The organism is Pseudolysinimonas sp. 10J20-29, from assembly GCF_055809595.1.
Genome location: NZ_CM147917.1, coordinates 2,102,989 through 2,127,205, shown reverse-complemented (window position 1 = coordinate 2,127,205; position 24,217 = coordinate 2,102,989). Strand labels below are relative to the sequence as shown.

21 protein-coding genes, 1 pseudogene and 1 riboswitch are annotated in these 24,217 nt (G+C 71.4%); of the genes and pseudogenes, 11 read left to right on the top strand and 11 right to left on the bottom strand.

The features are described from left to right. Positions 1 to 161: 161 nt before the first annotated feature. From purN to AC0L6Y_RS10245, 4 genes are all read left to right on the top strand, one after another. Positions 162 to 746, top strand: a complete 585-nt coding sequence (gene purN, locus AC0L6Y_RS10260; protein ID WP_473551892.1) for a phosphoribosylglycinamide formyltransferase — start codon at positions 162 to 164, stop codon at positions 744 to 746. Beyond that, positions 746 to 2,371, top strand: coding sequence for a bifunctional phosphoribosylaminoimidazolecarboxamide formyltransferase/IMP cyclohydrolase (purH, locus tag AC0L6Y_RS10255; RefSeq protein ID WP_473551888.1), 1,626 nt, complete (start codon positions 746 to 748; stop codon positions 2,369 to 2,371). The genes purN and purH overlap by 1 nt, the downstream gene beginning before the upstream one ends. A gap of 113 nt (positions 2,372 to 2,484) precedes the next feature. Next, on the top strand, positions 2,485 to 4,389 hold the full coding sequence (locus tag AC0L6Y_RS10250) for an ABC transporter ATP-binding protein (protein ID WP_473551883.1): 1,905 nt from the start codon (positions 2,485 to 2,487) through the stop codon (positions 4,387 to 4,389). Beyond that, positions 4,386 to 6,194, top strand: a complete 1,809-nt coding sequence (locus AC0L6Y_RS10245) for an ABC transporter ATP-binding protein (RefSeq protein WP_473551880.1) — start codon at positions 4,386 to 4,388, stop codon at positions 6,192 to 6,194. The genes AC0L6Y_RS10250 and AC0L6Y_RS10245 overlap by 4 nt, the downstream gene beginning before the upstream one ends. Here the strand turns inward: AC0L6Y_RS10245 and AC0L6Y_RS10240 are convergent. Both AC0L6Y_RS10240 and AC0L6Y_RS10235 read right to left on the bottom strand, forming a co-directional pair. Beyond that, a complete protein-coding gene (locus AC0L6Y_RS10240; RefSeq protein WP_473551874.1) occupies positions 6,191 to 6,505 on the bottom strand; it encodes an MGMT family protein in 315 nt (104 codons plus the stop codon). The genes AC0L6Y_RS10245 and AC0L6Y_RS10240 overlap by 4 nt on opposite strands. 22 nt (positions 6,506 to 6,527) lie before the next feature. After that, the gene (locus AC0L6Y_RS10235; protein WP_473551868.1) at positions 6,528 to 6,983 is read right to left on the bottom strand and encodes a GNAT family N-acetyltransferase; all 456 of its coding nucleotides are present in this window, start codon (positions 6,981 to 6,983) and stop codon (positions 6,528 to 6,530) included. 178 nt (positions 6,984 to 7,161) lie between these two features. On the opposite strand from AC0L6Y_RS10235, the gene AC0L6Y_RS10230 reads away from it, so the two are divergent. Both AC0L6Y_RS10230 and AC0L6Y_RS10225 read left to right on the top strand, forming a co-directional pair. Continuing rightward, a complete protein-coding gene (locus AC0L6Y_RS10230; protein ID WP_473558446.1) occupies positions 7,162 to 8,325 on the top strand; it encodes an NADP-dependent isocitrate dehydrogenase in 1,164 nt (387 codons plus the stop codon). A 161-nt stretch (positions 8,326 to 8,486) separates the two neighbouring features. Continuing rightward, positions 8,487 to 9,131, top strand: a complete 645-nt coding sequence (locus AC0L6Y_RS10225) for an SDR family oxidoreductase (RefSeq protein WP_473551863.1) — start codon at positions 8,487 to 8,489, stop codon at positions 9,129 to 9,131. 97 nt (positions 9,132 to 9,228) lie between these two features. Here the strand turns inward: AC0L6Y_RS10225 and AC0L6Y_RS10220 are convergent, their stop codons facing one another. Then, positions 9,229 to 9,654 carry an Hsp20/alpha crystallin family protein gene (locus AC0L6Y_RS10220; protein WP_473551858.1) on the bottom strand — a complete coding sequence of 142 codons (426 nt, stop codon included), beginning with the start codon at positions 9,652 to 9,654 and terminating at the stop codon, positions 9,229 to 9,231. Between the two features lie 187 nt (positions 9,655 to 9,841). Between AC0L6Y_RS10220 and AC0L6Y_RS10215 the strand changes: the two genes are divergently transcribed. After that, positions 9,842 to 11,755 (top strand): heavy metal translocating P-type ATPase, encoded by a 1,914-nt coding sequence (locus tag AC0L6Y_RS10215; RefSeq protein ID WP_473551856.1) that lies wholly within the window; start codon positions 9,842 to 9,844, stop codon positions 11,753 to 11,755. Here the strand turns inward: AC0L6Y_RS10215 and AC0L6Y_RS10210 are convergent. From AC0L6Y_RS10210 to purU, 5 genes are all read right to left on the bottom strand, one after another. Then, positions 11,675 to 13,219 (bottom strand): ferredoxin--NADP reductase, encoded by a 1,545-nt coding sequence (locus AC0L6Y_RS10210; protein ID WP_473551851.1) that lies wholly within the window; start codon positions 13,217 to 13,219, stop codon positions 11,675 to 11,677. The two genes, AC0L6Y_RS10215 and AC0L6Y_RS10210, sit on opposite strands and share 81 nt — an antisense overlap. Continuing rightward, positions 13,216 to 13,986 (bottom strand): FAD:protein FMN transferase, encoded by a 771-nt coding sequence (locus tag AC0L6Y_RS10205; protein ID WP_473551846.1) that lies wholly within the window; start codon positions 13,984 to 13,986, stop codon positions 13,216 to 13,218. Before AC0L6Y_RS10205 ends, AC0L6Y_RS10210 begins: the two co-directional genes overlap by 4 nt. A 98-nt stretch (positions 13,987 to 14,084) precedes the next feature. After that, positions 14,085 to 14,495 carry a hypothetical protein gene (locus AC0L6Y_RS10200; protein WP_473551840.1) on the bottom strand — a complete coding sequence of 137 codons (411 nt, stop codon included), beginning with the start codon at positions 14,493 to 14,495 and terminating at the stop codon, positions 14,085 to 14,087. Between the two features lie 122 nt (positions 14,496 to 14,617). Then, positions 14,618 to 15,766 (bottom strand): N-acetylglucosamine-6-phosphate deacetylase, encoded by a 1,149-nt coding sequence (gene nagA, locus AC0L6Y_RS10195; protein ID WP_473551835.1) that lies wholly within the window; start codon positions 15,764 to 15,766, stop codon positions 14,618 to 14,620. 16 nt (positions 15,767 to 15,782) lie between these two features. Then, positions 15,783 to 16,637, bottom strand: coding sequence for a formyltetrahydrofolate deformylase (gene purU / locus AC0L6Y_RS10190; protein WP_473551829.1), 855 nt, complete (start codon positions 16,635 to 16,637; stop codon positions 15,783 to 15,785). A 182-nt stretch (positions 16,638 to 16,819) separates the two neighbouring features. On the opposite strand from purU, the gene AC0L6Y_RS10185 reads away from it, so the two are divergent. The 3 genes from AC0L6Y_RS10185 to AC0L6Y_RS10175 all read left to right on the top strand — a co-directional run bounded on the left by AC0L6Y_RS10185 (position 16,820) and on the right by AC0L6Y_RS10175 (position 20,341). Next, positions 16,820 to 18,046, top strand: a complete 1,227-nt coding sequence (locus AC0L6Y_RS10185; RefSeq protein WP_473551824.1) for an MFS transporter — start codon at positions 16,820 to 16,822, stop codon at positions 18,044 to 18,046. 3 nt (positions 18,047 to 18,049) lie between these two features. Further along, positions 18,050 to 18,135, top strand: a riboswitch (ZMP/ZTP riboswitch). A 41-nt stretch (positions 18,136 to 18,176) separates the two neighbouring features. Beyond that, positions 18,177 to 19,469, top strand: a complete 1,293-nt coding sequence (gene glyA, locus AC0L6Y_RS10180; protein ID WP_473551820.1) for a serine hydroxymethyltransferase — start codon at positions 18,177 to 18,179, stop codon at positions 19,467 to 19,469. Then, positions 19,466 to 20,341 carry a bifunctional methylenetetrahydrofolate dehydrogenase/methenyltetrahydrofolate cyclohydrolase gene (locus AC0L6Y_RS10175; protein ID WP_473551816.1) on the top strand — a complete coding sequence of 292 codons (876 nt, stop codon included), beginning with the start codon at positions 19,466 to 19,468 and terminating at the stop codon, positions 20,339 to 20,341. Before glyA ends, AC0L6Y_RS10175 begins: the two co-directional genes overlap by 4 nt. Before the next feature lie 126 nt (positions 20,342 to 20,467). Here the strand turns inward: AC0L6Y_RS10175 and AC0L6Y_RS10170 are convergent. From AC0L6Y_RS10170 to AC0L6Y_RS10160, 3 genes and pseudogenes are all read right to left on the bottom strand, one after another. Further along, positions 20,468 to 21,232 (bottom strand): annotated as a pseudogene (locus AC0L6Y_RS10170) (5-oxoprolinase subunit C family protein); the annotation flags it as partial. After that, positions 21,229 to 21,843 (bottom strand): 5-oxoprolinase subunit B family protein, encoded by a 615-nt coding sequence (locus AC0L6Y_RS10165; RefSeq protein ID WP_473551813.1) that lies wholly within the window; start codon positions 21,841 to 21,843, stop codon positions 21,229 to 21,231. The pseudogene AC0L6Y_RS10170 and the gene AC0L6Y_RS10165, both read right to left, overlap by 4 nt. Then, positions 21,840 to 22,577, bottom strand: a complete 738-nt coding sequence (locus tag AC0L6Y_RS10160) for a 5-oxoprolinase subunit PxpA (protein ID WP_473551810.1) — start codon at positions 22,575 to 22,577, stop codon at positions 21,840 to 21,842. The genes AC0L6Y_RS10165 and AC0L6Y_RS10160 overlap by 4 nt, the downstream gene beginning before the upstream one ends. 219 nt (positions 22,578 to 22,796) lie before the next feature. Between AC0L6Y_RS10160 and AC0L6Y_RS10155 the strand changes: the two genes are divergently transcribed. Next, the gene (locus AC0L6Y_RS10155) at positions 22,797 to 24,164 is read left to right on the top strand and encodes a GH1 family beta-glucosidase (RefSeq protein WP_473551805.1); all 1,368 of its coding nucleotides are present in this window, start codon (positions 22,797 to 22,799) and stop codon (positions 24,162 to 24,164) included. Positions 24,165 to 24,217 lie beyond the last annotated feature (53 nt).

Below are 24,217 nucleotides of genomic sequence, written 5' to 3'. Positions count from 1 at the left end.
GGCATCCCGGGCTGCGGCACGAAGACCTCCGGAGAAACGTCACACCCGGCGAGCGGCGAGCGGGGAACGGGGAGCGGGGAACCGGGGCGCTGGGAACCGGGCGCGGGAACCGGGCGCGAGCTCGGAGCGACGTCGCACGCGAGCGCGAGTAGGCTTGGGGCGTGCTCCGCCTCGTCGTCCTCATCTCGGGGGGCGGGTCCAATCTCCGGGCCCTGCTCGACGCCAGCGACGACGCCGAATTCCCGGCGCGGGTCGTCGCGATCGGCGCCGACCGCGACGCCGACGGCCTCGAGCACGCCGAGCACTACGCCATCCCCAGCTTCGTCGTGCCCTTCCAGGCGTACCCCGACCGCGAGGCGTGGGGCGAGGCGCTCGTCGAGCAGATCCACCAGTGGGATGCCGACCTGGTGATCCTCTCCGGCTTCATGCGCCTGCTGCCCGCGAGCGCGGTGCGCGCGCTGGCGCCCAACCTGATCAACACGCATCCGGCCTACCTGCCCGAGTTCCCCGGCGCGCACGCGGTGCGCGACGCGCTCGCCGCGGGGGCCACCCAGACCGGGGCGAGCGTCATCGTCGTCGACGAGGGTGTCGACTCCGGCCCCGTGATCGCGCAGGAGCGCGTGCCGATTCAGCCCGGCGACACGGAAGAGATCCTGCACAACCGCATCAAGCGGGTCGAGCGCGAACTGCTGGTGCAGGTCGTGCTCGACATCGCCAATTCGCACATCGACCTCAAGGAACTGTGATGTCCGGCCCCGCCATCGACCCCGCCGAGTACCGTGACCGCGATGTCGTTCCGGTGAGACGCGCCCTCATCGCCGTGAGCGACAAGACCGGACTGGTGGAGCTCGCGACCGCGCTCGTCGAGGCGGGCGTCGAGATCGTCTCCACCGGCGGCACCTCGAAGGCGATCGCGGATGCGGGACTCCCCGTCACCCAGATCGGCGACGTCACCGGATTCCCGGAGCACCTCGACGGTCGCGTGCGCACCCTGCACCCCGCCGTGCACTCGGGCCTGCTCGCCGACCTGCGACTCGAGCGGCACGAGAAGGAGCTGGCCAGCTTCGGCATCGCCCCGTTCGAGCTGGTCGTGGTGAACCTGTACCCGTTCCGCGAGACGGTCGCCTCGGGCGCCGAGCCGAACGCCGTGGTCGAGCAGATCGACATCGGCGGCCCGGCGATGGTGCGCGCGAGCGCCAAGAACCACGCCAACGTCGCTGTCGTCACGAGCCCCGCCCGCTACGACGCCCTCGTCGAGGCGGTGCGCGCCGGCGGCACCACGCTGGCCACCCGCTTCGAGCTCGCCCGGGAGGCGTTCCGGCACACGGCCGACTACGACGCCGCCGTGGCCGCCTGGTTCGAGAGCACCGCGCTGCTCGCGGAGGCGGAGGCCGTCGCCGACGGCACCGTGCCCGCCGCGAGCGCCGCGATCGAGTTCGCGCCCACCTTCACCCTGTCGGCGGAGCGCGCGGCGACGCTGCGCTACGGCGAGAACAGCCACCAGGCGGGCGCGCTCTACACGGTCGCGCACTCGGCGGGCATCGCCCAGGCAACGCAGCTCGGCGGCAAGGAGATGTCGTTCAACAACTACGTGGATGCCGACGCCGCCCTGCGCGCCGCCTACGACCACGAGACGCCGACCGTCGCGATCATCAAGCACGCGAACCCGTGCGGCATCGCCACGGCGGAGACGATCGCCGAGGCGCACGCGCTCGCGCACGCCTGCGATCCGGTGTCGGCCTTCGGCGGCGTGATCGCCTCCAACCGGCCGATCACCCGCGAGGCGGCCGAGTCGATCGCCCCGATCTTCACCGAGGTGATCGTCGCGCCCGGTTTCGAGGACGGCGCCCTGGAGGTGCTGCAGGCGAAGAAGAACCTGCGCCTGCTGCAGCTGCCGGCCGACTACCGCCGCGAGCCCGCCGAGCTGAAGCAGATCTCCGGCGGACTGCTCGTGCAGGAGGTCGACGCCCACTTCGCGTCCGCGACCGAGTGGACCCTCGCCGCGGGCCCCGCGGCCGATGAGGCGACCCTCGCCGACCTGGACTTCGCCTGGCGCGCCTGCCGCGCGGTGAAGAGCAACGGCATCCTGCTGGCCACGAACGGCGCGAGCGTCGGCGTCGGCATGGGCCAGGTCAACCGGGTGGACTCATGCAAGCTGGCCGTGGAGCGCGCCGGTGAGCGCGCCGCGGGCAGCGTCGTCGCCTCCGACGCGTTCTTCCCGTTCGCCGACGGTCCGCAGATCCTGCTCGACGCGGGCGTGCGCGCGATCGTGCAGCCGGGCGGCTCGGTGCGCGACGAGGAGACGATCGCGGCGGCGAACGCCGCAGGCGTGACCATGTACTTCACCGGCGAGCGGCACTTCTTCCACTAGGCCGCACCACTTGCCGGGCGCCGATCGCGCGCCTACTCTGGAAGGCTGCCCACCAGGGCTTCGACTTCCTCTCAGCTACGTTGACGCTTCGGCGTTCCCAAAGGACCACTGCAATGCCTTCTTCGTCCCCCGCGACGTCGCGCCCGCGCGGCACCGTCGCGACGCTGCTGCGTCTGGTGCCGTTCGTGCGCCCCGCCATTCCGCGGATCGGGCTCGGCGGCGCCGCCGCACTGCTGGCCGGCGTGGTCGCGCTCGTGATCCCGGTCGTGCTGCAGGGGCTGGTCGACGGTCCGCTGGCGGCGGGCGATCCGGGGCTGATCTGGCCGGCCGCGCTCGCCGTGCTGGGCCTCGGCGTGCTCGAGGCCGTGTTCATCGCCCTGCGCCGCTGGTTCGTGCTGACCCCCGGCACCCACGTCGAGGCGACCATGCGCAACACGCTCTACGCCCAGCTGCAGGACCTGCCGGTCGCCTTCCACGACCGCTGGCAGTCGGGACAGCTGCTCTCGCGCGCGATGAGCGACCTGGGGCACATCCGCCGCTGGCTGTCGTTCGGCCTGGTGCTGCTCGTCGTCAACGTGGTCACGATCGTGATCGGGTTCGGCGTGCTCATCTACTGGAGTTGGATGCTCGGGGTGCTGTTCCTGGTGCTGTCGATCCCGCTCTGGATCACCGGCTACCTGTTCGAGCAGAAGTACTCGATCGTGGCGCGGCGCAGCCAGGATCAGCAGGGCGATCTGGCCACCGCGGTCGAGGAGAGCGTGCACGGCATCCGCGTGCTGAAGGCGTTCGGGCGCGGCAAGTACTCGCTCGAGAAGTTCACCCGTCAGGCGGAGGAGCTGCGCGGCACCGAGCTGGAGAAGGCCCGCGCGGTCGCGGGCATCTGGTTCTGGCTGCTGCTGGTGCCCGATGTCGCCTTCGCGCTGTCGCTGCTCGGCGGCGTGTGGCTCGCCTCGATCGGCGAGCTGAGCGTGGGCGAGCTGTTCGCCTTCTTCGCCACGGCGACCGTGCTCCGCTTCCCGATCGAGTCGATCGGCTTCCTGCTGTCGATGACCTTCGACACCCGCACCGCCGTCGACCGGCTGTTCGAGGTGCTCGACGAGACGAACACGATCACCGACCCGGAGGCGCCCGCGACGGTCGCCGAGCCGCACGGCCGGCTCGTCTTCGACGACGTGCACTTCCGGTATCAGGATGCGCCGGACGGCGCCCGCGACCTGCTCGACGGCATCCGGCTCGAGCTCGAACCCGGCGAGACGATGGCGCTGGTCGGGCTCACCGGCTCGGGCAAGACGACGCTGACCGCGCTCGCGACCCGGCTGTACGACGTCACCGGCGGGCGCATCCTGCTCGACGGTGTCGACATCCGCGACCTGACCCGCGACGAGCTGCGCCGCCACATCGCGATGGGCTTCGAGGACGCCACCCTGTTCTCGGCCTCGGTGCGCGACAACGTGCTGCTCGGGCGGCCCGAGTTCGACGAGGGCGCGCGACGCGAGGAGGGCGACGCCGTCATGGCGGAGGCGCTCGAGATCGCGCAGGCCGATTTCGTGCACGAGCTGCCGGAGGGCGTCGGCACGCTCATCGGCGAGGAGGGGCTCAGCCTCTCGGGAGGTCAGCGTCAGCGGCTCGCGCTCGCCCGCGCGGTCGCCGCCGCGCCGGCGGTGCTCGTGCTCGACGACCCGCTCTCGGCGCTCGACGTCGACACCGAGGCGCGCGTCGAGGCGGGCCTGCGCCGCGTGCTCGCGACGACGACGGCGCTCATCGTGGCGCACCGGCCCTCGACCGTGCAGCTCGCCGACCGGGTTGCGCTGCTGCAGGACGGACGGGTCACGGCCGTCGGCACCCACTCGGAGCTGATCGCGCACAACGAGCACTACCGCTACGTCATCTCGTCGCTCGACGACGACATCCCGCCGGGCCGCGAACGTGCGCTGCCCGAGGAGGTCGTGCCGACGACGACCGCGCCGATCTCGACCGAGACCGGCACCATCACGATCCCCGGGGGAGGTGCGCGATGAGTGTCAGCGGTGTCACCGGTGAGGAGCGCGACGACTACACGAAGGCGGAGTCCCGCGAGATCCGCCAGCGCTCGCTGCGCCTGCTCGGCTCGCTGCTCGCCCCGCTGAAGCTGCGGGTCGCCCTGACGATGCTCGTCGTCGTGGTCAGCACCGGCGCGCAGGTCGCGGGTCCCGCGCTGATCGCGTTCGGCATCGACCGGGGCCTGCCGGCGCTGCTCGAGAACCAGGACTGGATGCCCGTGCTGCTCATCGTGGCCGCGTATCTGATCACCGGGCTGATCGGCGCGATCCTCATCGCGCAGTACACCGTGCTCTCGGCGAGGATCAGCCAGGCGATCCTGTTCGACCTGCGCCGCCGGGTGTACCTGCACGCCCAGCGGCTGAGCCTGGAGTTCCACGAGAGCTACACCTCGGGCCGCATCATCGCGCGCCAGACGAGCGACCTCGACTCGATCCGCGAACTGCTCGACTCGGGTGTCAACGGCCTCGTGCGCGGCGTGCTCTACATGGTGTTCATCGCGGCCGCCCTCGTCATCCTCGACCCCGTCTCGGGGCTCGTGCTGGCCGGCTCGCTGCCGCCGCTGCTGCTGCTGACGCGCTGGTTCCAGACCCGCTCGCAGCGCGCGTTCCGGCGCACCCGGGTCGCCTCGGCGAAGGTGATCGTGCACTTCGTGGAGACGATGACGGGCATCCGCGCGGTGAAGGCGTTCCGCAAGGAGCCGCGCAACGCGCGCGAGTTCGGCGCGCATGTCGAGGACTACCGCGAATCCAACGCCCGGGTGATCCAGCTGTTCGGCATCTTCGACCCGGGGCTGGTGCTGATCGGCAACGTCGCGGTCGCGGTCGCGCTGCTGTTCGGCGGCTTCCGGGTGATCGACGGCAACCTGGCGGTCGGCGCGCTGCTCGCCGTGCTGCTGTACGTGCGCCGCTTCTTCGACCCGATGGAGGAGATGGCGATGTTCTACAACTCCTACCAGTCGGCCGCGGCGGCGCTGGAGAAGATCTCGGGCGTGCTCGAGGAGCGACCCAGCGTTCCGGATCCGGTGGACCCGGTCGATCTCTGGGAGGCCGAGGGCAAGCTCGACTTCGAGAAGGTGCGCTTCGCCTACCGGGCTGATCGCGTCATCCTGCCCGAGTTCGACCTGCACATCCCCGCGGGGCAGACGATCGCGCTCGTCGGCTCCACCGGGGCGGGCAAGTCGACCCTCGCCAAGCTGGTGGCGCGGTTCTACGACCCGAGCGAGGGCCGGATCACGCTCGACGGCGTCGATCTGCGCCGGCTGCATCCGAAGGATCTGCGCCGCGCGATCGTGATGGTCACGCAGGAGGCCTACCTGTTCAGCGGCACGGTGGCCGAGAACATCGCGCTCGGCAAGCCCGGCGCGACCTTCGACGAGATCATCCAGGCGGCGAAGGCGGTCGGAGCGCACCAGTTCATCGAGGAGCTGCCCCACGGCTACGACACCGACGTGAACAAGCGCGGCGGCCGCGTCTCGGCGGGCCAGCGCCAGCTGCTGTCGTTCGCGCGCGCGTTCCTGGCGAACCCGGCGGTGCTGATTCTGGATGAGGCGACCGCCTCGCTCGACATCCCGAGCGAGCGGCTCGTGCAGGAGGGGCTGACGACGCTGCTGGCCGACCGCACGGCGATCATCATCGCGCACCGGCTGTCGACGGTCGCGATCGCCGACCGGGTGCTGGTGATGGAGCACGGCCGCATCGTCGAGGATGGCGCCCCCGCCGACCTGATCGGCGGCAGCGGGCGCTTCGCGAAGCTGCACGCCGCCTGGCGCGACTCGCTGGTCTAGCGCGGCGCCCAGCGTGCGGACGGGGCGACGCGGTACGCGCTGCCGTCGGCCGCCCAGATGAGCGGCGTGCCCTCGGCGCGGAAGTGCTCGAGGGCGCGCTCCTCGTGCCCGGCCGCCGCATGACCGGAGGAGCGGATGACACGCCACCAGGGCACGTCGGCGCCCGAGCGGGCCAGGACGGTGCCGACCGTTCGGGCCCCGCGCGAGCCGAGCGCGGCGGCGATGTCGCCGTAGCTCATGACCTTCCCGGGCGGGATCTCGGCCACCAGGTCGAGCACGGCCGACGCGAAGTCGGGCTGCGGGTGGGTCACGCGGAGGCTCAGGAGGGCGCGGCTAGAGCTTGAGCGCGCCGAGCTTCTCGCCGTACGGGGTCTCGCCGATGATCTCGAAGCCGACCGCCTTGAAGAACTCCTCGGGGCCTTCGTCGCCGCTCGCCCAGACGACGGTCACGTGGTCGAAGCCGCGGCTGCGCGCCTCGTCGGCGAACGCCTTCACGGCGAACCGGCCGACGCCCTTTCCCTGCGCCTCGGCGGCGACGTGCACGCGCCACAGCGCGGCGCGCAGGTACTCCTCGCTCGCGTCGGCGTCGAAGGCGCCCATGATGTAGCCGACGACGTGGTCGTCCTCGTCGAGCACGACGCGGGGCCAGGAGCCGGAGGCGTCGAGCTTGTCCTCGGCGGCGGTGTAGGTCTCGGGTTCGATGAACGCCTCTTGACCGGGCTTGAGCGTGAGGCTGTTCGCCGCCGCAATGGTCTGGGCGGTCAGGTCATGCAGTCTCAGCTCTGCCATAACGACAGGGTAACGCCCCGCGACGATTCGCGGTGGAATCTCTCGATGTCGAGATAGTTCTGAGAGCGGGTAGTCTGTGATGGGCCGGTTCCGGTCCCCTGACAGTCTCCCGAAAGGACGCGGCGTGGTCGACAAGATCAAGGTCGAAGGCAAGGTCGTCGAACTCGACGGCGACGAGATGACGCGGATCATCTGGCAGTTCATCAAGGACCGCCTGATCCACCCCTACCTCGACATTGAGCTCGAATACTACGACCTCGGCATCGAGCACCGTGACGCCACCGACGACCAGGTCACGGTCGACGCGGCGCACGCGATCCAGAAGCACGGCGTCGGCGTCAAGTGCGCGACGATCACGCCCGACGAGGCGCGCGTCGAGGAGTTCGGCCTGAAGAAGATGTGGCGCAGCCCCAACGGCACGATCCGCAACATCCTCGGCGGCGTCATCTTCCGCGAGCCGATCATCATCTCGAACATCCCGCGACTGGTTCCCGGGTGGAACAAGCCGATCATCATCGGCCGCCACGCCTTCGGCGACCAGTACCGCGCCACCGACTTCGTGTTCAAGGGCAAGGGCAAGCTCACGGTCGAGTTCGCGCCCGAGGACGGCTCCGAGCCGATGAAGTTCGAGGTCTACGACGCGCCCGATGACGGCATCGCGCAGGTGCAGTACAACCAGGATGCGTCGATCCGCGACTTCGCGCGCGCCTCGCTGAACTACGGCCTGGCCCGCAAGTACCCGGTCTACCTCTCGACGAAGAACACGATCCTGAAGGCCTACGACGGCCGGTTCAAGGACATCTTCCAGGAGATCTACGACGCCGAGTTCAAGGACCAGTTCGAGGCCGCCGGCATCTCCTACGAGCACCGCCTCATCGACGACATGGTCGCCTCGGCCATGAAGTGGGAGGGCGGCTACGTCTGGGCCTGCAAGAACTACGACGGCGACGTGCAGTCCGACACCGTCGCGCAGGGCTTCGGCTCGCTCGGCCTGATGACGAGCGTGCTCACCACGCCCGACGGCGCGATCGTGGAGGCGGAGGCGGCGCACGGCACCGTCACGCGTCACTACCGCCAGCACCAGCAGGGCAAGCCCACCTCGACCAACCCGATCGCCTCGATCTTCGCGTGGACGCGGGGCCTCATGCACCGCGGCAAGCTCGACGGCAACCAGGCGCTGATCACCTTCGCCGAGACGCTCGAGAACGTCGTCATCACGACGGTCGAGAGCGGCAAGATGACGAAGGACCTGGCGCTGCTGGTCGGCCCCGAGCAGGAATGGCAGACCACCGAGGACTTCCTCGCGACGCTCGACGAGAACCTCAAGGCCCGCCTGGGCTAGTCGCCCCGCGACGGCTTCGTCGTCAGCGCCCGTGCCTCCGCGCGGGCGCTGACGCCGTTAACGACGCCGCGCCCCGGCGTGCCGCCGGGAACCCGAGTAGCGTCGAGGCATCCGCAGCGCGGACGTGCTGCGGAGACGACGACCGATTCGCGGAGGTTCTCATGGCACGCATCCTGGTGATCGGCGGTCACGGCAAGGTGGCGCTGCTGCTCGCGCCGATCCTGGCGGAGCGCGGCGACGCCGTCTCGGCGGTGATCCGCAACCCGGAGCACGCGGGCGAGGTGGAGGCGCGCGGAGCCACCCCGGTCGTCTGCGACATCGAGGCGGCGGATGTCGACGAACTGGCCGCGCTCGCGCAGGGACACGACGCGGTCGTCTGGTCGGCGGGCGCGGGCGGCGGCGATCCGGAGCGCACCTACGCCGTCGATCGGGATGCGGCGATCCGCATGATGGACGCTGCGCTCGCCGCGGGCGTCTCCCGATTCGTGATGGTTTCGTACTTCGGGGCCGGAGCCGATCATGGAGTGCCCGACGACAACCCCTTCTTCGCATACGCGGAGTCGAAGTCGACCGCCGACCAGTTCCTGCGGGCGAGCGCGCTGGACTGGACGATTCTGGCGCCCAGCAGCCTGACCCTCGACGAGCCGACCGGGGAGATTGACGCCGAGGCCGAGAGCGCCGGGTCGGTGAGCCGGGGCGATGTCGCCGCGGTGATCGCTCAGACCCTGGTCGAGCCGCGCACGATCCACCGCACGATCCGGTTCAACACGGGCCGCACCCCGATCGCCGAGGCGCTGCAGGCCTGATCTGCCGCGACCCGCACCGGCGCGAACGGAAACGGACCCGGATGCGGGGGGAGCATCCGGGTCCGCGTGAGGGGGCGGCCGCGGCCGCGACCTCGGCCTAGGCCTTGACCTCGGCCTTGCCCGAGTGCTTGGCCTGGATCTCGATCTTGCGCGGCTTGGCCTCCTCCGCCACCGGGATCAGCACGCTCAGCACGCCGTTCTCGTAGCTCGCCGAGATCTTGGCGGTGTCGATGCCCTGTCCCAGGTTCAGCTGGCGCAGGAAGCTGCCGGCCGGACGCTCGCGCGTGAGCCACTTGACGCCCTCCTGCGAGCGCGGGGTGCGCTCGGCGCGGATGGTCAGCAGTTGGCCATCGACGTCCATGTCGACGCTGCCCGGGTCGACGCCGGGAAGGTCGGCGGTGAGCACGTAGTGGTCGCCGTCGCGGTAGAGATCCATCGGCATGAGGCGGGGGCCCTGGCGGCTGTCGAGCAGTCGCTCGGTCGCGCGGTCCAGCTCACGGAAGGGGTCGAAGAGAAGTGTCATCGGGTCCTCCTGCAGATAACTGAAGAGTTGAGTCACCGTGACTCAACTGTTCATAAATTAGCACTCTCCGCCTGAGAGTGCCAGCCGAGTCGGCTTGGGATCTGCCGTGGACGCGGGCGGCGAAAACCCTGGTCAGGGGAGCCTGCGCTTACTGGCAGTCGGGGCCGGAGAGGCGTAGACAAGGAGCATGAGACGCGTCGTGGGCTTCTTCGTCCGGTACCCGCTGGTGGGCGTCACCCTGGCCGTGGGCGTCGTCGGACTCGTGCTGCTGGCGACACCGCTGAGCGCGGCGGTGCCGTGGCTCGTCGGCGGATTCGCGGCGCTCGTGGCGCTGCGCGAAGGCATCAGCATGGTGCGAAGCCTGCTGCGCCGCGAGTTCGGACTCGACCTGCTGGCGCTCATCGCGATCGTCAGCACGATCGCCGTGGGCGAGTACTGGGCCGCGTTGATCGTCGTGCTGATGCTCACCGGCGGCGAGGCGCTCGAGGACTTCGCCGCGGGACGCGCGAACCGGGAGCTCAAGGCGCTGCTCGACCGCAGCCCGCAGATCGCCCACCGGGTCGACGGCGACGCGCTTGTCGACGTCGCGGCCGACGACGTGCGGGTGGGGGACCGCATCCTCGTGCGCCCCTCCGAGGTGATCCCGGTCGACGGCGTGCTGATCAGCGCCTCGGGAACCTTCGACGAGTCGTCGATCACGGGGGAGAGCCTCCCCGTCGATCGGCAGCGCGGTGAGGCGGTGTCGAGCGGCGCCGTCAACGGCGCCGGCGTGGTCGAGATCGAGGCGACGACGCTCGCCGCCGACAGCCAGTACCAGCGCATCGTCGCGCTCGTGCGCGAGGCGACCGCCAGCACGGCGCCGCTCGTGCGACTGGCGGACCGCTACGCGGTGCCGTTCACGATCGTCTCGCTGGGCCTCGCCGCGCTCGGCTGGGCGATCTCCGGCGATCCGGTGCGCTTCGCCGAGGTGCTTGTCGTCGCGACCCCGTGCCCGCTGCTGATCGCGGCCCCGGTGGCGTTCATGGGCGGAATGGGCCGGGCGGCCAAGGAGGGCATCGTCATGAAGTCCGCCGGCTCGCTGGAGACCCTCGCCCGCGTGCGCACGGCCGTCTTCGACAAGACCGGCACGCTGACAAGCGGGATGCCCGAGCTGGTGCGCGTCGAGCTCGCCGGCGAGCTCTCCGAGCGGGAGCTCCTCGGGCTGGTCGGCGCCGCCGAGCGCGCCTCCAGTCACGTGCTGGCGCAGGCGCTCCGTGCGGCGATCGCGGCGCGCGGCATCGCCGAGCCGCCGGTCGGCGAGGCGGAGGAGGTCGCGACGACCGGGGTGCGGGCGATCGTCGGCGGCCGCACGGTCCTCGTTGGCAAGCCCGCCTTCGTGGCGGAGAGCGTCGTAGGCCTGGAGCGGGCGACCCTCGAGCCCGGCGAGGCGGCTGTCTACGTCGGCGTCGACGGCACGTTCGCGGGGGCCGTCATTCTGCGCGACCGGCCGCGACCCGAGGCGCGGGAGACGCTGGCCACGCTGGCGGCGCTCGGCATCCAACGCACCCTCGTCGTCACCGGCGATGTGAGCGACACCGCCGAGTCGATCGCCGCCGAGGTCGGCATCGGGGAGGTGCACGCGGAGTGCCGCCCCGAGGACAAGGTGCGGATCCTGCGGGAGCTTCCCGAGCGTCCCGTCATGATGACCGGCGACGGCGTCAACGATGCGCCGGTGCTCGCCGTCGCCGAGGTGGGCATCGCGCTGGGCGCGCGCGGCACGACCGTCGCGAGCGAGTCCGCCGACATCGTGCTGCTGCTCGACGACCTGCACGGCGTCGCGCGCGCCGTCGCGATCGGCCAGCGCACCGTGTCGATCGCGCTGCAGAGCATCTGGATCGGCATCGCGATCAGCATCGGGCTCATGCTGTTCGCGCTCACCGGCTCGCTGCCCGCGATCGTCGGGGCGGGGCTCCAGGAGGTCGTCGACCTCGTCGCCATCCTGGCGGCGCTGCGCGCCCTGCGACCCGGACAGCGCGAGAAGTCAGTAGCCCAGGAACACGTCCGTGCGGGGGTGTCGGACACCCGCGCGATGGAGGGTGCGGCGCAGGGCTCCCACGAGTGACGGCGGGCCCGACAGGTACGCGGTGCGCGCGGGGGCGTCGGGCACGGCGGCCAGAATCGCCTCGGCGCTCAGGCGATCCGGGCCGATCCAGCTCCACCCCGGCCGCAGCTCGGCGGGCTCGTCGGGGGAGGCGATGACGACGCGCGCGCCGCTGCGCTCCAGCTCGGGCAGGTAGGCGAGCTCCGCGCTGTCGGAGACCGCGTAGACCACGACGACGTCCGGCGCGACACCGCGCGCCCGACCGTCGGCCGCCAGCTGCTCCAGGTGTCCGATGAACGGCGTGATGCCGATCCCGCCCGCGACCAGCAGCAGGGGCGCGGCGGGGTCGCGGGGCAGCACGAAGTCGCCGCCGACCGAGGTCGCGCCGAGGCGCGCGCCCGGTTCGAGCGCGAGCAGGCGCTGCTTGAAGCTGGAGGCGGGCGGCGTCACGCGCACGCCGATCTTGAGCCGATCGTCCGCGGCGGAGGCGATGCTGAACATCCGTCGATCGCCGCGACCGTCGGCCCGCCGATGCGGCAGAGCGAGCTCGATGAACTGACCCGCCGTGAAGCGCACCGGCGCGAGCGGCCGCAGCTCGAACTCCCAGCTCGTCGGGGTCAGCTGGCGCTTGGACAGGAGCTCCAGGCGGATTCCGCGGCGCTGGCCGAGCAGGAACGAGACGGCGTTGCCGACGATCAGCGCGAACTCCGGCGTCGAGCTGATCGGGCCGAGCGTGAGCGCTCCGAGCTCGAGCGAGCCCGTCGAGAAGGGCACGCTCAGGATCACGGCGACCAGCGCGCCGATGACGACCTGCTGGCGCCGCCGCGGCGGCAGCGTGAGCGGCTCGCTCAGCATGAAGCCGACGAAGAAGATCAGGGGCGACGAGGCGAGCGCGAAGCCGAGCGCGGTGCCGAGGTCCGAGCCGGCGCTGAGGTACCGGGTCAGCAGGATCGCGGTGGCGACCGCCACGGCGACCGCGCCGAGGGGCAGATGGCGCGTCCGGAACAGGATGAGCGCCGCCGCAATCGCGACGAGCGGCAGCAGCGGCGGCGTGCCTACCCACCAGGTCGCCGTCGTGAGCCCGAACACGCCGGCGATGAAGACGCCCGTCGCGGCGGGGTTGAACAGGTGACGCCCGCGCACCGCCAGCAGGTACTTGCTGGACGCGGCGATCACCCCGGCGCCCGCGCTCGCCGCCAGGCTCCACGGGTCCAGGCTCGCCGGAAGGATGAAGAACACCAGCAGGGCCGTGATCGTCGACGAGTCGTAGTGCGGGCTCACGCGCGCGATGCGGGCGGCGGCGAGGTTGGCGGCGTGGGTGGCGACGAGCAGCACCGCGAGCGAGCCGAGCAGTTCGAGCGGCGTGAAGGCGAGCTCGCCGAACGCGGCGAGTCCGAGCGCCGCGATCACGAGCACGCTGAGGCTCGCGATCACCAGCCGGTAGGTCGTCAGGTGGCCGAGAAGTCGATCGAGGGGGGTGATCACAGGAAGAGCTCTCCGGGGAAGTCGGCGGAGACGTCGAAGCGTCCGTCGGCGAACAGTCTGACGTGTTCCACGCGGTGGCGCCGGAGGAAGTCCGGGTCGACGTCGAAGAACAGCGCGGTGGCGGCGCCGTCGGCGACGAGCGCCGAATCGGCGATCGCCCAGGTCGCCACGACGTGCGGGGTCGGCAGGCCCGTGATCGCGTCCAGCACGTGATGGTTCACGTCGGCCCAGCGCCGACGATTGGTGGCGCTGGCGCACAGCGCGCGGCGGCCGGGCTCCGCGACGCCGACCGCGCGCCGCGGATCGGCGGGGTGCTCGAGGGCGATCCGCAGCTCGAGGTCGCCGCGGCCGCGCAGGTCGCCGCTGGCGTCGATCAGGTACTCGGCGATGTCGGCGAGGTCCAGCAGCTCGGCCACCAGGTCGACGAGGTAGCCCTTGCCGGCGGCGCCGACATCCAGCAGCGCGCCCGCCGCGGTCTCCAGGTGCTCGCCGTCCCAGGCGAGGACGTCATCCCAGGCGGGCACGGCGGTCTCCGCTGCCAGGCGCAGCTCGGAGCTGGCGCCGTAGCCGAGCCGGTCGAGCTGCCGGGCCACGAGCGGCGACACCCGCCCCGCGGTGGCCTCGTACAGCTCGCGGTAGAGGCCGATCAGCGGCGGTGCGTCGGCGGGCAGCCGGTAGCGGCCGGCGGCGGTCGCGATCCGGTGCACGAGCGAGTCCATCCGGAACCGCGACCAGTCGCGATCGAACCGGTCGATGCGCGTCGACACCGCGGCGGCGAGCGTCTCCGGGAGCGGCGCGCGCGTGTCGATGCGCCACGCCGTGCCGATCGCCTCGAACCGCCAGGCGACGGGGAGCGGGTCGACGATCAGCTGTCGAGCGCTTCCGACTTGATGGCGTCCAGGGCCGTCATGAAGCCCTCGGTCGTGAGGGAGGCGCCGGCCACCCGCGAGACGGAGATCTCGTCGAGGGCGACGCCGACGACCTCGCTCGCGATGCCCGCGGCGAACTGCGATTGGAACTCCTCGGCCTGCGGGTCTGTCGCGTCGCCGGTCACGTTGACCGCGGTCACCACATCGTCCAACAGCGACACCGTGACGACGATCGACTCGGCGCCGCTGGGAGCCTGGTAGTCGCCGGTCGCCGTGTACTCGCCGTCGGCATAGCCGCCGGACCCGGTCGTCGTGGCCGCGTCGCTGGCGGTCGCGCATCCGCTGAGGGCGACGGTGATGCCGAGGCCGGCGACGCCGACGGATGCGAGACGGGGGTGGGAGGTCATCGGGGCTCCTGGGGTGGTCGGGGGCTCTGGTGTACGGGCACCAGCCTTTCAGTCCGGCGCCCCGGTTCGCTGTGCGGAGGCCGCGAGGCTGTTATGGGCTGCCGATGAATCCGGCGGCGAGGTCAGGCGGGGATGCGCTCCCCGCGCGCCCAGACCGCGTCGACATTCCAGTCCTCGTCCAGCACCACCAGATCGGCGGCGAATCCGGGGGCGAGGCGTCCCAGGGTGCCGTCCAGACCGAGCACGCGCGCGGGGGTCGAGGTAAGCGCGGCGACCGCATCGGCGGGAGGCACCTGCGCGGCGGTGATGGCGGTGCGCAGGGCGACATCGAGCGTCAGCGTCGAGCCGGCGAGCGTGTCGGTGCCGTTGAGGACGGCCCGGCCGTCCTTGACCACGACGTTGAGCGACCCGATCGAGTAGAACCCGTCGGCGCTGCCCGCGGCCGCCATCGCGTCGGTGACGAGCACGATCCGCTCGGGGGCGGCGCGGAAGGTCATCTCGAGCACCCCGGGGTGCACGTGGATGCCGTCGGCGACGAGTTCGATCGCCACGTTCGGGTCGTCGAAGGCGGCCACCAGAGGTCCGGGCTCGCGGTGGTGGATCCCGGGCATCGCGTTGAAGGCGTGCGTCAGCAGTCGCGCCCCGTGCGCGAACGACTGGCGCGCGGTCTCGTAGTCGACCTCGGTGTGGCCGATCGCGACCACGGTGCCGGCCGCGGTGAAGCGGTCGATCGACTCGAGGGCGCCGGGGAGCTCGGGCGCGATCGTGATCTGGCGCAGCGTCCCCTGGGCGGCGTTGATCAGCCGAGCGTCCACCTCGGGGTCCGGCGGGATGAGGAACTCCTGCGCGTGGGCGCCGCGGCGCCGCACCGCCAGGTACGGGCCCTCGAGGTGCGAGCCGAGGATGAGCGGATCCTGCGCCGCGAGCTCGGCGACCGTGCGCAGGCTGGTGGTCAGGGTGTCGAGCGGATTCGCAACGAGCGAGATCACGCTCCGCGTCGTGCCGTGGGCGCGATGCGTGGCGAGCGCGGTGCGAATCGACTTGGGCCCGTCGTCGAAGGCGTACCCGCCGCCGCCGTGCCCGTGGAGGTCGATGAAGCCGGGCGTCAGCCAGGCGCCGCCGACGTTGACGCGCTCGACGCCGGCGACCATGTCATCGTCCGGCGGTGCGCCGGCTCCGGTGGCGGTGATCGTCTCGTCGTTGATCAGCAGCCAGCCCCGGCGCTCGCCGTCGAGGTCGAGCAGTCGGGCGTTCTCGAAGAGCAGGGGCATGCGTTCCTCCCGGAGGTCAGCGGAAGATGATCGTCCGCGCGCCGTCGAGCAGCACGCGATCCTCACTGAACCACTTGACGGCCTGGGTGAGGGTTCGGCTCTCCTCGTCCTGCCCGATGGCGACGAGTTCGGAGACGGTCCGGGTGTGGTCGACCCGGACGATGTTCTGCTCGATGATCGGGCCCTCGTCGAGGTCGCTCGTCACGAAGTGCGCCGTGGCGCCGATGATCTTCACCCCGCGGGCGTGCGCCTGCTTGTACGGGTTGGCGCCCTTGAAGCCGGGGAGGAAGGAGTGGTGGATGTTGATCACCCGACCGGCGAGCGCCTCGCACAGCTCGGGCGAGAGAATCTGCATGTAGCGCGCCAGCACGACGAGCTCGATGTCGTGCTCCTCGACGACCTCAAGGACGCGCTGCTCGAAGGCGAGCTTCTGGCCCGGGCTCACGACCGGGTGCGACTCGAACGGCACCCCGTAGAACGAGGCGAGCTCGCCCAGATCGGGGTGATTGCTGAGGACGAGCGGGATGTCGACGGCGAGCTGGCCGGCGCGCTGGCGGAACAGCAGATCGTTGAGGCAGTGGCCGGACTTCGAGGCCAGCACGAGCGTGCGCAGCGGACGGCCGACGACGTCGAGCTGCCACTGCATCTGGTAGTGCTCGGTCACCGGCGCGAGGGCCGCCTCGAACTCGTCACGGCTGGCCGCGGACTCGACCTGGAGTCGCATGAAGAACGTGCCCGTGTCGTCGCTGGAGAACTGCTGCGACTCGGTGATGTTCCCCGCGGCCGCGACGATGGCGCCGCTGATCGCGTGGACGATGCCGGGCTTGTCTTCGCAGACGAGTGTCAGGATCCAGTGGGTCGGGGTGGTCACGCTTCCAGCGTAGGGCAGGCGTTCGGCCGGGTCGTGCAGAGATCGACGTGTCCGGCCGCGGCGCGGCAGGGAGTCGGACGAGCGCAAACGGCGACGACTACATAGACTCGTCCGGAGCCCGCGTCACGCGCGCTCCCGCGGCCGGCGATACGCGCCACCCCCTCGTTCTCGAGAGTTCTGTTATGTCGACTTCTGCTGCGCCCACCACGGCCACGGCACCCTTCCCGCTCGGGCGGCTGCTCGTCCTGACCGGCGCCATCTTCGTCTCGGTGTCGAGCGAGTTCCTGCCGACCGGTCTGCTGCCCGATATGGCGCGCGATCTCGACGTCTCCGAGTCCCGCGTCGGCCTGCTGGTCACGATCTTCGCGCTCACGGTCGTCGTCAGCACCGCCCCGCTCGCGGCGATCACCCACAAGTACTCGCGCAAGTGGCTGATGGTCGTCCTGCTCGGGATCTTCGCGGTGGCGAACGTGCTGGCCGGCATCGCGCCGAGCTACGAGCTCCTGGTCGGAGCGCGCATCCTGGGAGGTCTCGCCCACGGGCTGTTCTGGGCCGTCACCGGGCCCTACGCCTCCCGGCTCGTTCCGCGCACGCAGCTCGCCAAGGCGATCTCGATCACCAACGCCGGCGGCACGGCTGCGTTCATCCTCGGGGTGCCGGTCGGCACGGCGCTCGGCCACGCACTCGGCTGGCGCGCCGCGTTCATCGTGATGGCGCTCGTCGTGGTGGTCTTCGCGGCGCTCGTCGTGCTCTACCTTCCGCCGGTCGAGCACCGCGTACCGCTGGCCACCGGCGAGATCGCGACGTCGGCGCGCAAGGATCCGACGCTGCCCGGCATCGTCATCGTCTGCCTCACCGTCGTGCTCGTGGTCACCGGCTACAACGTGTTCTCCACCTACATCGCGCCATGGTCGATCGAGGTCGCGGGGGTCGTGCCGGACCTGGTCCCGGTCATCCTGCTGGTCAATGGGATCGGCGGGGCGCTCGGACTCGCGCTCGCCGCGGCGTTCGGCGACCGCGCGCCGCAGGCGACGCTCATCGCGATGCTCATCGGCGTGGGCGCGAGCATGGCGGCCGTCTCCATCTGGGGCAACGGCTTCGTTGCCGCCATGATCCTGCTGGCAGTGTGGAGCGTCTCGTTCGGCGGCATCCCCGCCATCATGCACGCGCGCATCCTGCACACGGCCTCACTGCGGCTGCGCGACATCGGGGCGGCGTGGCTCACGACCGCGTTCAACGTCGCGATCGCCGTGGGGGCGCTCGTCGGCGGCCTGCTGCTCGACGAGGTCGGCATCGAGGTGCTGCCGTGGGCTGCGGTGCTGCTGTTCGTCGGCGCCCTCGTCTTCGTGCTGCTCACCGATCGGATCCGTCTGGCTCCGCATTCGGGTGAGCAGCGCAGCGTCGCGTAGACTGGGGCGCGTCGCGACTGGCGTTCGGATGGGTCACCATCGGGGAGCGACGATCACGTGAACGGCGGCCGTACGCCTGGGCCGCCCCTGCATCAACCAGGTAGTTTTCTCGTGAACGTTAGGAGCGCCCGTGTCCATCCCCTCCACTTTCAATTCGCCGCTGTCTGAGGTCGACCCGGAGGTCGCCGAGGCCCTCGAGCTCGAGCTGGCCCGCCAGCGCTCGACGCTCGAGATGATCGCGAGCGAGAACTTCGTGCCGCGCGCCATCCTCGAGGCGCAGGGCTCGGTGCTCACCAACAAGTACGCCGAGGGCTACCCCGGTCGTCGCTACTACGGCGGCTGCGAGTTCGTCGACATCGTCGAGACTCTCGCCATCGAGCGCGCCAAGGCGCTGTTCGGCGCCGAGTTCGCCAACGTGCAGCCCCACTCGGGCGCGAGCGCGAACGCCGCGGTGCTGAGCGCGATCGCGCAGCCCGGCGACCGCATCCTGGGCCTCGAGCTGGCGCACGGCGGTCACCTCACCCACGGCATGCGCCTCAACTTCTCGGGCAAGCTCTACGAGGCGCACGCCTACGGCGTCGACCCCGAGACGATGAAGATCGACATGGCGACGGTGCGCGAGAAGGCGCTCGAGGTGAAGCCGCAGGTGATCATCGCCGGCTGGTCGGCCTACCCGCGCCAGCTCGACTTCGCCGCGTTCCGCGCGATCGCCGACGAGGTGGGCGCCAAGCTCTGGGTCGACATGGCGCACTTCGCCGGTCTGGTGGCCGCGGGCCTGCACCCCTCGCCGGTGCCGCACGCGCACATCGTCTCCTCGACGGTGCACAAGACGATCGGCGGCCCGCGCTCGGGCTTCATCCTCACCAACGACGCCGACATCGCCAAGAAGATGAACTCCAACGTCTTCCCCGGCCAGCAGGGCGGCCCGCTCATGCACGTGATCGCGGCGAAGGCGACCGCGTTCAAGCTGGCGGCCGAGCCGGAGTTCCGCGACCGCCAGGAGCGCACCATGCGCGGCGCGGCGATCCTCGCCGACCGCCTCACCCAGCCGGATGCGAAGGCCGCCGGCATCGACGTCCTCTCCGGCGGCACCGACGTGCACCTCGTGCTGGTCGACCTCCGCCACTCGGAGATGACCGGCCAGGACGCCGAGAACCGTCTGCACGAGGTCGGCGTCACCGTCAACAAGAACTCGGTGCCGAACGACCCGCGCCCGCCGATGGTGACCAGCGGCGTCCGCATCGGCACGCCCGCACTCGCGACCCGCGGCTTCGGCGACGCCGAGTTCACCGAGGTGGCCGACATCATCGCGCTGACCCTGATCCCGGGCTCGGACCTGGGGGCGCTCCGCACCCGCGTCGAGACCCTCGCGAACGCCTTCCCGCTGTACGAGGGCCTCTCCTCGCCGGGCACCTGGCGATGACCGCGATCCGGCTCGACGGCGTCGCGACCGCGACCGCGATCAAGGCGGAGCTCGCGGAGCGGGTGGCGGCGCTGCGCACGGCGGGCATCGTGCCCGGACTCGGAACGCTGCTGGTCGGCAGCGACCCCGGATCCGTCTCCTACGTCGGCGGCAAGCACCGCGACTCCGCCGAGGTCGGCATCGAGTCGATCCGGGTGGACCTTCCCGAGACGGCGAGCGAGGCCGAGGTTCGCGCCGCGATCGCCGGGCTGAACGCCGACCCCGCCGTCACCGGCTACATCGTGCAGCTGCCGCTGCCGAAGGGCATCGACGAGAACGCGATGCTCGAGCTGATCGATCCGGCGAAGGACGCCGACGGCCTGCACCCGACCAACCTGGGCCGGCTCGTGCTCGGCGTGGCGAGCGAGATGAACTCGCCGCTGCCGTGCACCCCGGCGGGCGTCGTCGAGCTGCTGCGCCGCCACGACGTGCCGATCGCGGGCAAGCACGTCACGATCATCGGCCGCGGCCTCACGGTCGGCCGTCCGCTCGGGCTCGTCTTCACCCGCAAGGGCGTGGATGCGACCGTGACGCTCACGCACTCGCGCACGGTCGACCTGGCCGCCGAGGTGCGCCGCGCCGACATCGTCGTGGCGGCGCTCGGCATTCCGCACTTCGTGCAGCCGGACTGGATCAAGCCCGGCGCGGCGGTGCTGGACGTCGGGGTCACCCGCGTCGGCACCACCGACTCGGGGCGCGCCCGCCTGCACGGCGACGTGCACCCGGACGTGGCCGAGGTGGCGGGCTGGCTGTCGCCGAACCCCGGCGGGGTCGGGCCGATGACGCGCGCGCTGCTGCTGCAGAACGTGGTCGAGGCGGCCGAGCGGCTCTGAACCGCGGCCGGTTCGGCTGGCGTCAGGCGGCGCCGGTGGCGAGGGTGAAGCGCACCGGCTGACCCGGGCGCAGCGCGCGAGGGCGTCGAGGTCGGACTCCGTGACGACCGCGATCACCGGGTAGCCGCCGGTCGCCGGGTGGTCGGGGCCGAGGATCGTCGGAGCGCCGTCGGGGGAGACCTGGATGGCGCCGGGCAGCATCCCCTCGCTCGGCAGCTCGCGGTCGTCGACCCGGGTGAGCGCGGGACCGTCCAGGCGGATGCCGGTGCGGTCGGCGCGCGCGGACACCACCCACCCCTCGGCGAACAGCGCCTGCCACGCGGCGGCGGTGAACCAGGACTGCCGGGGTCCCGGGCGCAGGGCGATCGCGCGCGCCTCCGGGCTCGGCGGGTCGACGGGAACGAAGTCGATCGCGGGGATCGGGGCGTCAGGCTCCGGGCCGAGCGGCAGCACGTCGCCGGCGGCCAGCGGCTCCGGGCCGAGCGCGGCCAGGGTGTCGCGCGAGCGAGAGCCGAGCACGGGGTGCGCCGCGACCCCGCCGCGCATCGCAAGGTAGCCGCGCACGCCGTGCGTGGCGACCCCGAGCCGGAGCTCGGCCCCCGCCTCGGCGTGCGTCGCGGTGTGCGGTTCGACGCGCACCCCGTCCAGGTCGGCGTCGAGCCAGGCGCCGGTCAGGGCGAACCAGGTCGGAGTCGTGAAGCGCAGGCGTGCCCCGCCGAGCAGGAGCTCGAGACCCGCGGCGCTCGCCGGGTTGCCGAGCAGTCGGTTGCCGAGCGCAAGAGCGCCGCGGTCCATGGCGCCGGAGACGCCCACCCCGTCCCGGAGGTGACCGGGCCGGCCGCGGTCCTGCACGAGGGCGAGCGGCCCCGGATCGAGGATCTGAAGGCTCATGGCACCGCCTCGAAGCGGACGCGGGTGCCCGGGGTGAGCAGGGCGGCGGGCTCGCGCTCGGCATCCCACAGCACCGCGTCGGTGCTGCCGATCAGCTGCCAGCCGCCGGGGGAGGCGCGCGGGTAGACGCCCGAGAACTCCGCCGCGAGCGCCACCGAGCCGGGGGCGACGCGCGGGCGGGAGGTGGCGCGGCGGGGCAGTTCGAGGCCGAAGTCGGGCGAGACGAGGTAGCCGAAGCCGGGCGCGAAGCCGGTGAACGCGCACACCCACGTGCTCGACGCGTGGCGCTCCGCGAGCTCCTCGGCGGAGAGCCCGACGGCTGCGGCCGCCTCGGCGAGGTCCGGCCCGTCGTAGCGCACCGGGATCGCGACGAGGGGCGCGTCCTCGCCGCCGGGCGCCGGTTCCGGATCGCCGACCTCCCGCAGCCAGGTCTCGATCGCGCGCAGCGACGCCCCCGGCGTCACCCGCACGAGCACCGTCCGGGCCGCCGGAACGAGCTCCACGACCGCGGGCGGCGCGGTGCGCTGAAGCCGCTGCGTCGCGGCCATCGTGTGCTCGAGCGTGTCGTACTCGGCGAGCAGCGCGCGGTCGCCGAACGGCAGGATCCTCACGTGAATGCCCGCAGGCCGATGCCCTCGGCTTCGAGGGCGGCGCGCACCGCGCGGGCCAGCCTCGCAGCGCCGGGGGTGTCGCCGTGCACGCAGAGCGAGGCCGCATCGATCAGCACCTCGGTGCCGTCGAGGGCGGTGACCACGTGCTCCCGCGCCAGGCGCACGGCCCGGCGGGCGACCTCGTCCGGGTCGGTGAGCACCGCGCCGGGCTCCCCGCGCGGGGCGAGTCGTCCATCCGGAAGGTAGCCGCGGTCGGCGAACGCCTCGGGCACGAAGCGCACCCCGCGCCGATCGGCGGCCGTTTCGATCGCGCTCCCGGGAAGGCCGACGAGCGGCAGCCCCGCGGCGGCCGCGATGCGCGCCACCACCTCGGCCTGTCCGGGATCGACCGCGATGCGGTTGTACAAGGCCCCGTGGGGCTTCAGGTAGCGCACCTTGACCCGCGCCTCGGCGGCCACCTCGATCAGGGCGGCGATCTGCAGCTCCAGGTCGGCCCGCAGCTCGGCGGGCGAGGGGTTCATCGGGCTGCGGCCGAAGTTCTCGCGATCCCGGTAGGAGGGATGCGCGCCGACGGACACCCGGTGCTCGCGCGCCCGGCGCACGGTGACCGCCATCGTCTCGACATCGCCGGCATGGAAGCCGCAGGCGACGTTGGCGCTGGTGACCTGGGCGGTGAGCTCGGCGTCCTCGCTCATGCCCTCGCCGAGATCGGCGTTGAGGTCGATCGGTGCCATGCGCGCCAGTCTAGGCAGGCGCGGAGCGGTGTCGCCGAGCCGCCGGCCGGGTCCGGAGCGGCGCGGATTCGCGCCGTTCGGAAAAGGGGCTTGCGCCCTGTTTTCGTGCGACATATAGTTAGGCGTGAAATAAGCGTGATGAGTTCACGCTCCCCGCAACCGAAGCGATCGACGATGACCGAATCCCGGGTAGCAGCCCTCCTCGCCACGGAGCCCTCCGTGGGAGACATTGATGCGTTCCCTGACGGGTTCAGGTGGGGTCTCGCGACGGCGGCCTATCAGATCGAGGGCGCGGCGCGAGATGGAGGCCGGGGGCCGAGCATCTGGGACACTTTTGCCACCACGCCGGGGTTGACCCTCCACGGCGACACCGGTGACGTTGCCTGCAACCACTATCACTTGTGGCAGTCAGATCTCGATCTGCTCAGTGAGCTCGGCGTGAGCGACTACCGGTTGTCGGTCTCCTGGTCTCGACTGCAGCCGCGCGGGGAGGGCGACCTCAACCCGGAGGCGGTGGCTTTCTACCGCAACGTCCTGTCCGGTCTTCGCGCACGCGGCATCCGTTCGCTCGTCACCCTCTATCACTGGGATCTGCCGCAGCCACTCGAAGACGCGGGCGGTTGGCCGAGCCGGGCGACGGCGACCAGATTTGCCGACTACGCGCGTCGAACCGTCCGCGCGCTCGGCGACCTCGCCGACGAGTGGATCACTCTCAACGAACCGTGGTGCAGTGCGACCCTGGGCTATGGCACCGGCGCACACGCGCCGGGGCGTCGCGACGAACGCGCGGCGCTCGCCGCGGCACACCACCTCAACCTGGCCCACGGCCTCGCCCTCGCCGAGATTCGAACCGAGCGACCCTCCGCAATCGTCGGAATCACCAACATCGTCACCGACATCGTGCCCCGTTCCGGCTCCGAGGCCGATCGAGCCGCCGCGGAGCGGCTGGACGCGAGCAGCAACCGCCTGTTCCTGGATCCTGTCTATCGCGGGGAGTACTCCTCCGCCGTGCATGCCGCGTTCGACGAGCTGGGCTTGCGGTCCCTGATCCATGCCGGTGACCTTGAGCTCATCGGGGCGCCCACCGACTTTGCCGGCGTCAACCACTACCAGCGCGTGGTGGCATGGCACGATCCGGACGGTGGGCGCCTGCGGGTCGGCGAGTGCCCGGCGGACCCGGCGACGACCTCGTTCGGCTGGTCGGTAATCCCCGACTCGTTGGCGGCAGTGCTGAAGCGAGTGGCGAGCGTGACCGCGCTTCCGGTTTACGTCACCGAGAACGGAGCGAGCTACGACGACTATGTCGATCCGAACGGGGACGTCGTCGATTTGGAACGGGTCGCCTACCTGCGCGGGTACTTGACCGCGGCAGCCACCGCGATCCGTGCTGGCGTTGATCTGCGCGGCTACTACGCGTGGTCGTTTCTTGACAATTTTGAGTGGGCCGAGGGCTACAGCAAGCGCTTTGGCCTCGTCTACGTCGACTACCGCACTCAGGAGCGCATTCCGAAACTGAGCGCGCACTGGTATCGGCGCCTGGTCGCCGAGCACCGCACCGCGTCGCGTCTCCTTGACGCCGCGACGTGACCACAATGGGAGTCGGTTGTTCGCGACCCGCTCCCCGCACCTCCGCGAATCAC